This window comes from Streptomyces rubellomurinus, assembly GCF_000961885.1.
Lineage (GTDB): Bacteria > Actinomycetota > Actinomycetes > Streptomycetales > Streptomycetaceae > Kitasatospora > Kitasatospora rubellomurina.
In genome coordinates, this window is record NZ_JZKH01000001.1 from 183,378 (window position 1) to 197,918 (window position 14,541).

The 14,541-nt window shown below is 67.3% G+C and carries 10 protein-coding genes; 1 reads left to right on the top strand and 9 read right to left on the bottom strand.

What is annotated here, in order from left to right:
* Positions 1-221: 221 nt before the first annotated feature.
* Both VM95_RS00805 and VM95_RS42215 read right to left on the bottom strand, forming a co-directional pair.
* A complete protein-coding gene (locus tag VM95_RS00805; RefSeq protein WP_045691943.1) occupies positions 222-2,291 on the bottom strand; it encodes a Shedu anti-phage system protein SduA domain-containing protein in 2,070 nt (689 codons plus the stop codon).
* Positions 2,292-2,517: 226 nt separating this feature from the next.
* Positions 2,518-2,844 carry a hypothetical protein gene (locus VM95_RS42215; RefSeq protein ID WP_157881959.1) on the bottom strand — a complete coding sequence of 109 codons (327 nt, stop codon included), beginning with the start codon at positions 2,842-2,844 and terminating at the stop codon, positions 2,518-2,520.
* A 292-nt stretch (positions 2,845-3,136) separates the two neighbouring features.
* Here VM95_RS42215 and VM95_RS00815 point away from each other — a divergent pair, with 292 nt between their 5' ends.
* On the top strand, positions 3,137-3,976 hold the full coding sequence (locus VM95_RS00815; protein ID WP_045691945.1) for a PIN domain-containing protein: 840 nt from the start codon (positions 3,137-3,139) through the stop codon (positions 3,974-3,976).
* Between the two features lie 371 nt (positions 3,977-4,347).
* Here the strand turns inward: VM95_RS00815 and VM95_RS00820 are convergent, their stop codons facing one another.
* The 7 genes from VM95_RS00820 to VM95_RS00850 all read right to left on the bottom strand — a co-directional run bounded on the left by VM95_RS00820 (position 4,348) and on the right by VM95_RS00850 (position 14,525).
* A complete protein-coding gene (locus tag VM95_RS00820; RefSeq protein ID WP_157881960.1) occupies positions 4,348-4,797 on the bottom strand; it encodes a hypothetical protein in 450 nt (149 codons plus the stop codon).
* A 5-nt stretch (positions 4,798-4,802) separates the two neighbouring features.
* Entirely contained in the window at positions 4,803-5,525 is a 723-nt protein-coding gene (locus VM95_RS38425) for a hypothetical protein (RefSeq protein WP_052707065.1), read from the bottom strand.
* A 416-nt stretch (positions 5,526-5,941) separates the two neighbouring features.
* Positions 5,942-7,090: a Wadjet anti-phage system protein JetD domain-containing protein gene (locus VM95_RS00830; protein WP_063773426.1), complete on the bottom strand. Its 1,149-nt coding sequence runs from the start codon at positions 7,088-7,090 to the stop codon at positions 5,942-5,944.
* Entirely contained in the window at positions 7,087-11,547 is a 4,461-nt protein-coding gene (locus VM95_RS00835) for a coiled-coil domain-containing protein (protein ID WP_045691947.1), read from the bottom strand. Before VM95_RS00835 ends, VM95_RS00830 begins: the two co-directional genes overlap by 4 nt.
* Positions 11,548-11,564: 17 nt before the next feature.
* A complete protein-coding gene (locus VM95_RS00840; RefSeq protein ID WP_045691948.1) occupies positions 11,565-12,377 on the bottom strand; it encodes a hypothetical protein in 813 nt (270 codons plus the stop codon).
* Positions 12,374-13,918: a hypothetical protein gene (locus tag VM95_RS00845; RefSeq protein ID WP_045691949.1), complete on the bottom strand. Its 1,545-nt coding sequence runs from the start codon at positions 13,916-13,918 to the stop codon at positions 12,374-12,376. Before VM95_RS00845 ends, VM95_RS00840 begins: the two co-directional genes overlap by 4 nt.
* Positions 13,919-14,141: 223 nt before the next feature.
* Positions 14,142-14,525, bottom strand: coding sequence for a hypothetical protein (locus VM95_RS00850; RefSeq protein WP_045691950.1), 384 nt, complete (start codon positions 14,523-14,525; stop codon positions 14,142-14,144).
* Positions 14,526-14,541: the final 16 nt, after the last annotated feature.

The following is a 14,541-nucleotide window of genomic DNA, read 5'->3' on the forward strand; positions in this document are numbered from 1 at the left end:
CCTGCGCACACAGCCCCCGCAGCCGTGTAACGCCAAATTGTCGCAGCCGCCGATGGTGCTATCGCGAGCTGCCGGATCAACCATAGCTTCCAGCCGCCGGAGCACGTCGAACGTCAAGTCGAAACGTCGAACGTCCACACACTCTGAGCCAGGGGCGGCGACTTGTCCGTCGCAATGCCCACGCGATGGAGCCAGACCCGATGCTCTTACACCGACCAGACTCAGCGGTCCTCGACGATGAAACACGCCCGCTGGTAGAGCTCGTCGAACGTGATGATCTCGACGTCCTGGATCGACGTCCGGTACAGCTCGAAGGAGCTGAGCTTCTCCGGGTTCACGGCGCCGTTCTGGATGAACTCCTGCAGGCTCCCGATCACCACGACCTGCCGCGGGCGGGTGGTAGACAGCCCGACATCGATCGGGGTGCCGTCGTCCTCGTAGATGCGATCGAGGAACTGACGGGAGATGAGCTGCTGGGCCTTGTTGACGGTCTTCTGCACCTGGGCCACGCCCCCGCCCAGCTCCTTCGATGCCTGGTAGACGCCCGATCGGTACGGGATTCTGGCGAGTAGCTCAGTCTCGTGGGTCTTGATCTCGCAGAAGAGCATGCTGCTGATCAGACCCTTGGAACGCATGATGGCGTCGATGCGTTTCCCGGCACCGCCGAAGATATTGGCGCCTGTGGTGATGCGTTCCAGCTTGCCGTCGTCGATGGATTGGCAGGCGATGAGGTTGAGGCCGTAACCGAAGATCCACTGGTTCTCTTCGAAGAAGGCCTGCCAGACCGCCTCCGCTCCGCGTGTCGTGGCCAGGCTCTCCGCCTGCTGGAAGTAGTCCGGATCGTTAAGGAGCCGCTCGAACCTCTGGAGCTGTTCCTTGCGGTTGCTGATCAGCCGGATGTCCGCTTCCGTAAGTCCGCCACCGACCGCAGACCTGACCGCACCGAGAACCATCCTCCGGTCCTGACCGGTCAGCAGCTGGGCCAGCTGCGCTTCGTCCCCGGTCACCAGCTGGTGGAGGACACCGGGGGTGCTCAGGCCGACGCAGCCCTGCATGAAGTTGATGACCTTCCAGAAGTTCTCGTGAACGTCGCCGGTGTCGACGAGCGCCTTGACCGCCCGGGTGGCGCCGGTGTCAGGCATCATCTGGGAGATGGGGGTGTCCCCCGCCTTCTTCTTGTCCTTCTTCCAGAGCTTGATCCTCGGCGTGTAGCTGTCGCCCTTCTTGATGATGGTGACGTTGAGCAGGGTCGCTACCTGAGGCCGATCGTCGAGGACGAAGTCGGTGATCATTCGGCGTGCGCGGGTGTCGTAGAGGTGCTGGAGCCCATCACCGTCTTGGGAACCGCGGATCTCCAGGCTGGCGAAGTCACCTCGGGTGACGTCGAACTCGGTGCTGGTGAAAGGGAGACGGAAGCCCCGAACGATGGGGGTGGCAGGGGCAGCGGCCCGGGTCCGCCAGTCCGGCGCGATGTTGGGCATGGGCCGGGGATCGCCTTCGACCACGAGGCTCTGGACGTCGGTGCGCCCGAGCTGGCGCAGCACGCTCTCCAGAGTCCGCCAGACCAAGTCCTTCGTCTCTTCGGTGAAGGCGTGCAGGAGCTCGCGCTCCACCGTCAGGACCGCCTCGTACGTGTCCGCCGTCCAGCCGTCACCCGGCATGGGATGGAAGAAGCCGCCGTCGCGGCGCAGGGTCAGAATCGCGGTGCGCAGCAGGTCCCGTGCGCTCTCCTCGCCGGCGCAGTCCAGAAGGCTGTAGGTCTGGCCAAGGACCAGGTCGAGCTTGCCCGTGTCCTCATCGCCCAGCGGCAACGGGACCAACGGGCCCGTCGGCGCGACGCGCACCGGGGTGTACAGCGGGCGGCCGGAAATGAACTCATAGGGACGCAGGCTCCATCCGTCCGGTGCCAGAAGCCGGTTCAGCTCCTCGACGTGCCCGGTCGCCTCCTCGACGTCGGCCGCCACCTCGGGATGGACCACCCGGGCCAGAAAGGCGAGCAACACCTCATCCGCTCCGCGGAAGAGCTCCAGCCTGGGGTCCTCGAAGATCCAGTCGTCAGGCAGGTCGAAGTTGTTAAACCGGTGCTGCTGGATATCGGCGCGGACAGTCGGGAGCTGGCTGCTCTCCGACGGCGGCAGGTCCAGGTCGTAGAGGCCCTCCAGAAACGCGACTTCGTCCTGTTTTCCCCACCAGGGCCTCGACATCCCGCGCAGGTACTTGAAGATGTCTTGCCGCGTCACCGCCGTGATATCGGGTCGTGCTTGTGCCGGGGCGGGGTCACTGGACGTCATGCCTCCATGATGGACGGCCGGGATGCCAGGAGGCGGACTATCGGGAGATTCCGTTCTCGCGCGGGCATCAAGGAGTCTGGAAGGCCGGCCGCGAGAACGCCGCAGTGTTTCCAGCGAGGCCAAGGTGTCGGCAACGGTCTGCCCATCCTCAACGTCGCTTCAGGTGAACGGCGTTCTGGGAGAGGGCATCTCCCCCAACGATGTGCCGTGCGCCCACGGACTGAGGTCAGCCTGCGCTTGCGAAGGCGACCACGTTCGACGCCCCATCCACCCCACGACCAGCTCGGGCCGACGACGTTTCAGGGCAGCCGACCTGCACCGATCTCCCATCGCTCTCCAGTTGCCCTGCATGTGCTTCGAGTTCGGCGGGCAGGTACCAGCCTTCGATGGCGGGTGTCATGTAGAGGCGAGCTTTGAGGCCGAGAAGGAGCTGGCGACGCCCTTCCTGGTCGGCCACGGTCCAGGCGTCGGCAAAGGTCTGGCCGGTCTCGACCTCGACCCAGGCGGAGGGGCGTTGTGGCAGGGCAGCGAGGCGGCGGCGCTCGTCAACCAAGGTCTCGAGGCTTCGGCGTACTCGTCGTCGCCGCCGGGGTAGTCGAACAGGTTGCGGCGCTTCTCCTCGCGCAGGTCGCGCATGGCCTGGGTGACATGGTTGAGCTGTTCGGTGTGGTCCTCTCCGGGATGAACCTGCGCACAGTCATCGCCAGCCCGGCCAAAGCCTGGCGCCGGTGCTGCGGAACCCCTGAGGAAGTGTCCGCCCCGGCTACTCCTGGGACGGCCAGGTCTCTGCCATATCGATCGCGGAACGGGGTGCGATCCGGTTCGACTGCTGCGAGGATCGCCGGATGCACCTCGCCCTTCACCCGGGAGCGAACCGGGAGAACGTCCTTCAAGCGCTGCGAGACGTGGAGACGGAGGTGAGCAACCTCTACACCGGCTCCCCGCTGGGCGCAGGCGAGCTCGTACTGGCGTACCTGGAGTGGGCAAACAACGCGGTCGAGCGGCTGACCAGCCAGCTGAGCGAGCGGGAGATCGAGCGCCTCGTCTTCACCCGCCGCTACGAGCACCTGCTCGCCGGAGCCGCCGACTTCGGCTCGGGCTCCATGGAGAGGTTCACCAACAGCCTCGTCCGGCTGGAGTTGCGGCAGCGGCAGACCGCGTTCGAGGAAGCCGTACGCAGGCTTCAAGAGGCCATCAACCGAGGGCCTCAGGCGGCCCTGACAGTGGTGTTCGACACCAGCATGTTCATCGAGCACCCGCAGGAGCTTGAGTACATCGACTGGGCCGCTCTGGTGGGTGCGGAGTTCGGCACCGTTCACCTCATGGTACCCATCGTCGTCATCGATGAGCTGGACCGCCTCAAGGAGTCCACGAACAAGCACGTGCGCCATCGGGCTCGTCGCGCCCTGAAGGTGATCGACGGCCTCTTCCCGAAGGGGGATCGGTGCTACACGATCCTCCGGAAGGGCGACGGTGGGCCCGGCGTGGCCGCTGAGATCCTGTTCGACCCGCCGGCGCACACTCGCTTGCCGATCGCCGACGACGAGATCGTGGACCGGGCGCTGGCCGTGAGCCCGGTCGTCGGCGGCCGGATGAAGCTGTTCACCTACGACGTCGGCCAGTCGAGCCGAGCGAGGCACGCCGGGCTCGACGTCGAGAAGCTGAGCACGCCGGAGGACGCGTAGAGACGCGGTCTCGCGGTCTGTGTCATCCTGTGCAGCCCAACCAGGCGAGAGGGCGCACAGGGATGACGGCCCTTGAGATGACCAGCCACGACCATGTGAGCCACTCGCCCCGGGCGGATGGCACGTTCGCGACCGAGCTGACAGCGCAGGGGGCATCGGCTGGCCGGCGCCGTAGGGCAGCACGGGCAGGCGATGACCGAGCCGGAACACAGTGCGCTGCGACTGACAGTGTGTCCCATGTGGTGGTCGGGTCGCTGAATCGGTCATGGGGAGTGGCGGGTGGGGCTGGATCCTTCCTGACGGCTTGTGGGGTCTGGTGGTGCTGGTGCTGCCAGCGGCCTGGGTGCGGCCGCAGGGCGGTGGGACGGCGCTCAGCCGCCCTGGACGAGGCCGTCAACAGCCGTGGGGCCGCCTCCGGGAACGTAGCGGGGCCGCCCACCGGCACCCATGACGTGGAACGGCTTCCCGCGGTCATCGACGACCGTGGTGCCCGGCTCGCCCTGCTTCACCCAGTCCAGCTCGATCGTGAACCAGCACTCGTCCGACGTGTCGGAGATGTTGAGGACGAACACCTCCGGGTCCGCCGCTTCGATCCGGAACGGGAACTGCGTGAGGGGCTTCGTCCCCTGGACGGCTATGACCTTTGGAGGAGTCGGGTCGAGGTCGACGTCGAACGGGCGCTCATCCTGGCCTGCGCCGCAACCGCCCTGCCCGAGAACGATGCCCTGCTTCGGCAGCGGCCCGCGTTTGACGATGTTCACCCGCACGCCCATGAGGAGGACCGACTCGTAGGACGATGTCTGGGCGGTGACCTCGATCACCGGCTTCACCGGGGCTGACGCCACCAGGGTGGCGCCGTCCCAGGGCGCCCAGTTGGTCCGCTTGGCCTGCACGAACGCCTCTCCGGGTGCCTGTAGCGTGTAGTACTCGGGACAGGCCGGAACGAGCCGGCCTGGATGTGGACGTCTCCGCCGGCACTCGGCCACAGGGTCGTCGCCGCGCCGATCGCGAGGGTCGGCAGGATGCCGAGCCAGCCGTACCGCCGGACCATCCGTGCCACCGAACGCGTCGGCTTGCGGTACGAAAGGCCCGAGGAGGAGCTCCCGGCGAACGGATCGTAGTAGTGTCTCCGCACATGGTCGGCTTCCGGCCTCAGCAGCCTCGCACGCAGGGCCGTCTCGTCCCAGAGCTCTATCACGAGGCCATGGGCATGCTCGTTGCGCCGCTTCCAATCATCCCACCACTTCGCCGTCGGCGCGTCCATGTTTGACGGCACGCACAACACCCACCGCTGGACGGTGTGGCCCTGCTCCCGTGCGGCCTTCACGGCCGCGTTGAAGGACTTACGGATCTGGCGCCGGTGGCTGTCTCCGGCGGTGGCGGGGAAGAAGTACTTCGCCTGCCAGACGGTGACGGCACCGTCGAGGTCGCCCGCGAAGGCGTCGATGCCCCAGTCCCCCGGGTTCGCCGCGATGATGCGGACGCCGGGGGTGAGCGCGAGTGCGAGCTGGCCGATCATTGCCTCGAAGTCGTCGCGGGCGCCGCCCATGCCTCCCGTCCGCACTTGGTGGGTGGCGAAATTGACGGGTGGCACGCCAGCCCCCGCCGTCACCCCTCTGTTCGGCACGGTCCCCCCTGAAGCCCGAGACCAGACGGCCCGCACCCGCGGTGCACGCTGCGCGCGACTCACGGAGTGCAACGGGCGATCCTAGTCGACGATCTGATGGATACTCTCGTTCACTGGCCGCGTTCGGACGCCTCGGTTGTGAGCCGCCATGCCGCACATTCAACAGCACGTCACCGACAGTCCGGTCCCGCCGCCGCGAGGCCCTGGCCCTGGGGGTGGGGCCGACGGGGATGGCACGACTCACCCTTCAGGACGTGATCTGAGGAATCCGCCTGACGTCGAGCTCGTCGAGGCCGCCCTCAGCCAGTGGGGCGGCCTCGACGAGACCGTGCGGCGCCTCAGGACGTGACCGAAGAGCTGTTGCCGCCCGCGCCTCGTGGGGGAGGCTCGGAGTGTGGGCGGGAGGTCGTTGGTGCCAACTCCCGGATGGTGAGCCACTGAGTGTCTGCGAGGTGATGGTTCAGGTTTGCGGCTTCCTGGGCGACGCGGTCACCTGCCGTGAGCATCACGAGGGCTTGATCTTGCAAGGCGGGTGGTAGCCACTCCACGAGCAGCCGGGCGCGGCTCGGATCGACCTTGAGTGCTGTGTTGCGAGGGCGGGTGAGGAGGAGCCGGTAGCAGCCTTCCGCTGGTTCAACGGGCGGTAGGCCCAGAAGCGTTGCGGTAATGGAGGCCCTGGCCGGGATGGACAGGCCGTCCGCGTCGAGATCTCCGTAGTAGAGGATGCGGTGGATCTGCGGGAGTTCGGCGATGCTGGCAATGGTCGCCTCGAAGGCGCGGCCGGCGCCGAAAGCGACGTAGCCGATCCGGCCGGGGTCGCGTTGGAGCAGGTGGCGCAGGGTGGCGAAGGTATCGCTGTTCTCGATCACGAGTATGGTGTCGCCGTCTCCGAGGTGTCGATAGGCGAGCGGTGGGGCTTCCCGGTAGGTGGCGAGCTGGTCGAGGTCGAGTCGGCCCGGGCCGAAGAGCGCTCCGCCGATGAGGCTGTCAAGGCGCTTCTCGTCGTTGAAGATCTCGTGGGATCGTTCGCGCAGGGACAGGGGGCGGCGGGCCTCCGCTGTGCTACTCGTGTCCCGGAACCACCGGTTGATCGCGGTCAGGATGTTCGTCTGTGTGGTGGTGACGCGCGCGGTCGATACCCAGCTGAGCTCTGGTCTCCATGACCGCGCTTCTCGGGGGGCCGAGGGGGCCGGGTGGTGCCGGACGATGCGGACGGCGTCGGGCAGTGGGGGGCGCCCGGCGTCCCACTTCGCCGGGTTGGAGGGCAGGGTGAGGAGTTGCGCGTCGGCAAGCTCGATGAGCAGGGTGGCGAGGCTTTGGCGGCTGTTGCCGCTGTGAGACAGGCCCGGTAGAGCAGAGGCGAATGCCTCCGTCAGGGCTGTGCGAGAGAGCGTGCCGCTGCCGGGGGTCCTGGCTTGCAGGGTGTCGTTGAGCCTGGTGGCGGCTGGAGACAAGGGTGGCACCGGGCTGTCGTGTGGCGTGGTCATTGTCCGGCCTCGGTCTTGGTGTAGAGCCGGGCGGTGCTCAGGTAGCCAGCGGGCTCGGGGGCCTCGGGGTCGGGCGTCACCCGTGGCCTAGGGACCAGCGATGCGCGCACACGTTCGTCGATGCGGACGAGGGACAGTCCGCTTCGGGCTTCCGCGTCGTTGCGCAGTTGGATGCGCAGGGGAAACCGCAGGGTGGCGTTGTCGTCGCTGAGTCCGGTGGTGTAGAGCAGCTGGATACCGAGTGCTGTGGCCATCTCCTGCTGGATCTGCATGAGGTAGTCCGCGTTGGCGCGGCCGATGGGGTTGTCCAGCATGAGGAGGCCGCCGTGCCGAGTGCGACTACGCGGGCCTGGTGAGGTTCGCAGGGCGGCCAGCGCGCAGTACAGGAGGATGGCTCCGGTGAGTTCTTGGCCGCCTGAGAAGATCGTTTTCATGTCTTCCACGGGCACGTGCTCGATGGTGCGCGAGGCAGTTGGTTTGATCACCTTGGCGGTGAAGCCTCGTGGGACGGCGCGGTGGAGGCAGCGCATGACGACGTCGATTCCCTTGAGCCCACCGGCGTTGGGGGCAGTGGCCATGGCCTGGACTGCTTCGCGGACAAGTCCATGGAGCAGGGGCTGCTCCGGCGGCTGGTACTTGATCGTCAGGAAGCGCTGGTTCGACCATGGGCCGGCGTCGTCGGGGAAGACGGAGAAGGCGCTGGCGCGGTCGAGCTTCTTGAGCTCTTCGGAGACACGACCTGCCAGTTGGAGGACCAGGGTTTCGCGTACTTGCTCGACTCCGTTCAGCTGGGAGGCCAGGACAGCGGCGCGTTCAGTGAGAGCGGTGACGAAATCGGCGGCCAGGGGAGGGATCATTCGTCCGTCTAGGGCGGAAATCTGTGCGCGCAGGGGAATGTCGAGGTCGTGGTAGGCGACGTTGGAGACGGCGTCCTTCAGATCGGCTACGGCTCCTTCGACAGCTCGGTCGGCAGCGCCCTGCTGCTTGTGGGTTGTCGCGTGGAGGCTCACGGCTTCTCGGGCTTTGGACTCGGCGCCTTCGAGTGATCCAGGGTAGGGTGCGGCCTCCTGATCGATGGGCATGCCCTTGATCGCCGCCTCGAAGAGTGCAAGGACCGGGGCGAGGGCGGTGCGGCTACGCTCAGCCTCCTTCTTGGCGCGGCCCGCGGCCTCGAAGGAGTCCCCGGCCGTCCGCGCTGCCCGGTCCGCGCTGCTCTTCAAATCTCCGGCTGTCTCCAGCAGCTTCTGGGCCTGGGCCCGGTCATGCGGGGTCCACTCCTGTGCGGCCTCCTCTTCCAGAAAGGCTTGGCCCTCTGCCGGTTGGGCTTGCTCGAGCTGCAGTTGGACGCGGGCGCGCTCCGAGTTGAGAAGGCTTTCGTCGGTCTGCAGACGCGTGGTCTGCTCGGTCATACTGCGCACGAGGGCGTCTCGCTGGATGGCATCGTCAGCACGTGTGTCCTGCGCGAGGACCTGTGCTCGATCTTGTACAGAGGGCGGGACCTTCTTCCAGAGGGCCTGGCAGCTCTGGAGGTCGGCCTCGGCAGTCCGCGCGCGCTCGCGAAGGTCGTCACCGACCTCACGGGCGTGTAGATCGGAGGCGGCTTGCTTGTACTGCTGTCGCAGCACGGGCAGGGGGGCGAGCACGCCGGCCTGTGCCTGGCGGCGTTCGGCCTCGTCGGTGGCCGTGATCACCTCCAGCTCCCCGCTGTGTCTGGCCGCCTCCTGTTCGTGGTTCTCAATGAGGCGGGCACGGCGAAGGTTCTCGTCCTCCGCTGCGGAGCAGGCTGCTTCCAGCTTGCCGAACTCGGCGAGCCGCAGTGTGGTCTGGCGCTCGAGTTCGGCGATCCGGTCGGCGGCACGGCCGGCCTCGGCCTCGCTGTCGGCCAGCCGCTCCAGGTCGTCTGCCGTCCTTTGCTGGGCTGCCCACTGGGCGAGGACGTTATCGCGTTGCGACTCGGTCTCGCCCAGGGCAAGTTCGAGTTCCTGTGCTCGGTCGGAGGCCGCGTCGGCTGCTTCCCTGGCGACTCCGGAGGCGGCCTGAAGGCTGCTCAGTTCCTCAAGGCGTACGTCTAGGGGAAGCTCTCCGATCTCGTCCTGCCAGTGGTCCAGGGCGGCAAGGAGTCGTGCCGTTGCCGTTCGGCGTGTCTCCTGCTGCTGGATTTCCTCGGAGGTCTCCCGGATACGCGTCTCGACGATCTCTCGCTCGCGTGCGGCGGCCAGTTCATCGTGCATGGCGGGTGTGGGCTCCACCACGGTGCGCCCCGCCTGGTCGCTGGGGGCCGTGTTGGCGAAGCGGTTGCCGGTTCCGATGGCCACGGCCGCTGCCGGCAGTGGGCGGAGATCTTCCAGGAACTGGCGCGCCTTCTCCAGCGCGAACTCGTCGGTGACGATCACTCCGTCCACCAGGTCGGGGTGATCGGACACTGCCCGGGCGTGGAGGTCGGTCGGCAGGTTGTCGCGCATCCAGATCCATCCGGGATGTGCAGCGACTCCGTGCCCGAGCAAGGCGTCGCAGACCTCGCGGACGTGAGTGCGCGCGGGCAGCAGTCCGGCACTGGTGTCCAGGGCGGTCAGGTACTCCTGGTCTCTGTCCAGCTTGCGCCGTTGAGCTGTGAGGGCTCCTTCCAGGGCTGCATGGCGGCGGCTGGCGACGTCGTGCAGCGGCCCTGCCGCAACGGCGATCCAGGTCAAGGCATCATCGCCGGTCGCGTCGAGTTCTGTCTCCAGCAGCTCTGAGCTGAGGGGATCGCGCTGGATGTGCCGCGCCCTGGTCCGGAGCCTGTCGATCACAGCGCTCGCGTTGTCTGCAGCATTGCTGGCCGCGGACGCGGCGGCATCGGCGGTGGAGAGCTCTGCCCGAGCTTGGGCAGCGCTCGTCTTCGCGTCATCGACAGCTGCTTTCGCATCGTCGGCCTGCTCCCCCAGGTCCCTTTCCGCCGTACGGGAGCGGGCAGCTGCGTCCGCCGCCGTCTCTCCGGCCAGCACGTCCCGCGATTCGCGCGCCCGCTGGAGGGCGGCTTCGAATTCGGCGACGAGCGAGCTGAGGTTCGCCGTCTCGCCCTCCGCGACACCGTCGAGCTTGCGCAGGTCGCCCATGCGGGCGCGCCACTGGCTGACGTCGATCCCGCTGGCGCGCGTGGCCTCCTGCAAGTCGCGGATCTTCTTACGGGCGGCCTCTTCTGCCAGCCGCAGGCTGATCCTCAGCCGGGCTGCGGCGTCATCGGCGGCCCTCGCATAGGGCGCGATGGCCCCTTCGGCCCGGGTCAGGTCGAGCTGGGTACTGTCGAAGGCATGGCGGGCAGCCGCGAGGGCCAGGGCCAGCGGAACTTGGGTCCAGCCGTCGCGTTCCTGTTCGACTTCGAGCCTCCTCGCCTCGGCATCCGTCCGCCTGGCTTCCAGGTCGGCCAGATCCAGCCGGAGGCTGTGCCATTGGACGTGTCGCAGCGCGCGGTCGGCCGCGTCCTGTGCGCCCAGTCTCGTCCGGTTCTCGACATCCGCCTCCTCGTAGGCGGTACTGCAAAGCTCGACCTCACAGGCCAGTTGCCTGTCCCTGGCCAGGAGTGTCGAAGCCAGCGCCACGAGGTTCGTCGAGGCTTGTGCTGCCTGTGCCGCCTGCGAAAGTTGTGCCGTGTGGGCGTCGTCGACCTGTTGGCACTGGCGCTGCATCTCGAGGGCGAACGCGCGCTCCTTCTGCCAAAGCTGGTACTGCGAGACTGCCCCCGCGTACCCGGCGAACATCTTGCCGACCGCGTCGTAATCGGAAGCGTCGGAAGCCTTCGTGAGGAGCCACTCCACGAAGGCACCGGACGTGGTCGTGGTGAACGCGTTGGCGGCACCGCTCTCTGTAGCGTTCATCGCGCGCTGGACGTTGAACAGGTCGGGCTCGAGGCCGAGGCTGCTCTGGTGGGCTTCCCACTCCTTCTGGCCGGCCTCCTCCCGCAGGCCCAGCCCTTCATGGCGGGCCCTGAGGTCCCGCAGCTCGGTGCAGAAGTCGTCGAAGGAGAGCCAGGTGCCGTCATGGTGGAATGGCAGGCGATCCGCGGTGAGGGCCGCTCCGGGCTGGAAGCTGTAGAAGAGCCTGCTGAGGTTCTTGTCTGCTGCCGGCGCGAGGACCTGACCGGTGACCAGGAGCCGGCCGGTGCGCGCGTCCACCCACTCCATCACGATGTGCGACGGCTGGGCGGGCGAGACGACGAACTTGCGAAGCGCCTCGAGATCCTTGTGACGGTAAGGGATGGTCGTGCACATGATTGCGGTGAGGAGCACGCCCTTGCCACCCCCGTTCTGCAGCATCACCAGGCTCGCGGGCGAGGGCCGATGGGGAACGTGGCCGGCGTCGGGAACCAGAGCACCGGTCGATACCGGCTCTCCGACCCCGGACAGGTCGAGGTCGACGCACTCGTACCGGGCGTCGCGAGGGCCGAAGTTCCGCAGCAGGACGCGGTTCAACTCGTACACAGTGGACTCCCGTGGGGTCAGTCAGCGAGGGTTGCGGCGGGCGTGGGACCAGGTGCGCCGGGCGTTGGAGGGGCGGGATCACCGGTTTTGCGTCCGAGGTCACTGCTCGGCAGGCGGGAGATGCCCAGAGCCGCGAGTTCTTTGAGCATCTCGCCGGCCGCGAGCTCGCGGATCTGCACGCGGTACTTCACGTGCGTGACGTATGTGCCCTCGCCATCGCCTGGCACCTTGTGCATGAAGCCGTAATCGACCAAGTGCTTAAGCGCCCGCTCGACGATCTTTCGGCTGGATCCGAACGGCTCGTTGTCGCCCTTGGTCCTGCCCGTGGCGCTGCGCCGCAGGTACGCACGCCACAGGGCTTCCAGCCCCGGTTGGCCGGTCGGCGGGTCCTGGTCCTCACCGGCCGCGTTGATGCGCTGCTCGATCGCCAGAGCGTGTTCGCGCACGTAGTCGTCGACGGCGCTGACGGTGACACGGCCCACGAACTCGTCGTCGTCCAGGTCCTGCGGCCGGGGGAACGTAAGCGTAGCGATGGCGAGTTGGGCGAGCAGATACAACGGCCGGTCCCCGGTATTGGGCACCAGCTCGGTGACCGACAAGGACAGTGAGCTCTCCGCGGTGGTGCCCAGGATGAGTCCTGAGCGGTGGTCGACACCCAGGACCGTCAAATCGAAGCCCTTCGCCGCCATGTGCACCATGCGGGCATAGTCAGGGTCTCGGTGGTACCGCTGGACGAGTCTCGCGTACTCGCTCGATCGCGCCGGCACTCTGCCGCGGCCCAGGGCCATAGCGATCATGCGGGTGGCGTCCGCCACGTCATCGTTCGTCATACCTGGTCCTTCATGGGTGCAGGGGCGCCGGGACGGCGGGGCGAGGGAATAGGACGGGCTGCGGGCGGACCTCCCGTGGCGTTGGCCGGGTCGGCCCGCACGCTCAGCACGAGGAAGTCAGATCCTCCGAACCGCTGGTCATCCAGCTCCACGCCGTCGTCGATCGCCACAACCGACTCCCTCCCTTCGGCCAGCCGGGAGACGGGGATGTTGCGGAAGAGCTCCTGGACACGTAGCGCGACCAGCTGATCGGTCCCCCACCGCTGGCTCGCGCCTGGCGGGTTGAGCCGTGCTTGCTGCAGGAGCGAGGACAGGCGTACCCCCGCCGCCGGCACGCCGGCGAGGATGTCTGCCACGTCCTGCTCCTGTTCTGCGGTGAACAGAGGTTCGTCGGCTGATTCGTCCCATTCATGATCGGTTTGAACCACAGCCGGCTCCAAAGGCTGAATCTCGGTGACCCGGCACAGTGCGGCGAAGAAGTCGGGGAGGTAGAGCACGTGCGGGCGCTTGGAGCCGAAGGCCGCGCGGGTGAAGGCCGCCAGCGGCCCGATCGCAGTGTCTATCGGCAGCTCGAGGACCGGCCGCAGCAGCTGGTCCTCGAGGTGAACCCGTGTGTGCAGCGCGGGTACGACGAACACCTGCCGGTCCTGCTGTCGGCGGAACTCCGAGCCGAGCTCCATCAGCAAGGTGGTGAGCCCCGCGTGGCGGTCGAGGCAGTCGGCGAGCACGGCGCCCAGATCGATCAGCTGCTGGCGCTTCTGCTCGTCCTCGGTGATTGCGAGCAGCTCGCCCGCCCGCTGCTGCATGGCAGTCTCGGCATCGGAGCGCGCCTTGACATGCTCGAGGGCGAGTTCGACCTCCTCGTCGACCTGGTCCGCCCAGCTGATGGCGCGTACGCTGCGCTGCATGGCGGCCCTCCAGTCGGTGAGCTGCTTCGCGTAGCGCAAGCTCTGTCGGCGGGCGTGCAGTGCCGCCTGCAACGCGTCCTCGATGCGGGCCCGCTTCAGCATCGCAGTCAGTCGGGCCTCGGCCGCGATCTGCGCCGATGCGACGTCGATGTCGATCGCGTGGAGGAGGACATTGATCGCGGCCTCGGTCACCACCAGTGCGGCACGCCCGACCTCGTCGGGCACCTCCCTGAGGATCTGGAACGGGAAGTCCCTTACGGAGAAGCCTTCTTCGTCGAGGGTGCCGATGGGCTGTCGGAACGCACGGTCACGCTCCTCGACGTTGATCAGTCGCTCGGTGATCCACGTACCAACGGCCTCACGCTCGCTCTCTGTCCCTTCGGGCACCTGCAGAGCCGCGTATCGTGCGACTTCCTTAGCCACGGCCTCCTGGCGAACCATCGTGCCCATGTCGCTGCTCAGAGCGACGAAGTCGACGGCCGCCAGAGCCAGTTCTGCGAGCCGGTAGCCGTGCCAGCCTCGCTCAGTCTTCGCCTTGCTGGAGTCGAGGCCGACGATCGGGCGAACCACAGCCAGCGCTTTCATCCGTGCGGTCAGGCTCTCGTAGGCCGCAGTCGGTTCCTCGAAGAACACTGGCAGGGCCCCCTTCCGTAGATGGCCGACACGAGGGCCAAGCTAGAGGGAGGGTCTGACAATACGTCATATTCGAACTGTCAAACGATTATTTTCGGCAGCTGAATCCTCCTGCCGGTCGGTGCCCGAGCCAGTAGAAGTCGACTTGGAAGCGGCCCACAATCCAAATGGGTAGGCCAGCACCGCGGGTCCCGCACGTCGCGTCCTGGTGGAACGGTCGAGTTCACTCTGCTCGGAGCGAAAACCTGACTGGTTCGGACAGGACGGCTTTCGCCGATTCGAGGTCCGCCATCCTGGTCGCGAGTGTGGCCATGGCCAGGCGTTCCGGGAGGGCCTCGTGGAGCTTCAGGCCGCGCATGGCTTTCACGTCGATGTCGGGCAGGCACAGGCGTGAGACGGCGTCCGCCGCTGCCGTCTTCCACATCTGCGGGGTGAGGTCGGTGCGTAGGCGCAGGTATTCGTCGGAGAAGCGCTGGCGTTCGTCGGTGAGGCCGGCGAGGGTGGCGTTGGCGCGGTAGCCGGCCCAGGTCCACCAGCGGATGTCGTCGCCGGCTCGGGTGATGACGGTGCCCCCGGGGTGGACGGTGTCGACGTTCTGCTCCCGCACGTGGGCGAGTTGCTGG

Bases quoted from the DNA above. Each gene is read 5' to 3' on its own strand.
- VM95_RS00805 (WP_045691943.1), bottom strand. From the start codon at position 2,291: ATGACGTCCAGTGACCCCGCCCCGGCACAAGCACGACCCGATATCACG.
- VM95_RS00815 (WP_045691945.1), top strand. From the start codon at position 3,137: ATGCACCTCGCCCTTCACCCGGGAGCGAACCGGGAGAACGTCCTTCAA.
- VM95_RS38425 (WP_052707065.1), bottom strand. From the start codon at position 5,525: ATGGGCGGCGCCCGCGACGACTTCGAGGCAATGATCGGCCAGCTCGCA.
- VM95_RS00830 (WP_063773426.1), bottom strand. From the start codon at position 7,090: ATGACCACGCCACACGACAGCCCGGTGCCACCCTTGTCTCCAGCCGCC.
- VM95_RS00840 (WP_045691948.1), bottom strand. From the start codon at position 12,377: ATGACGAACGATGACGTGGCGGACGCCACCCGCATGATCGCTATGGCC.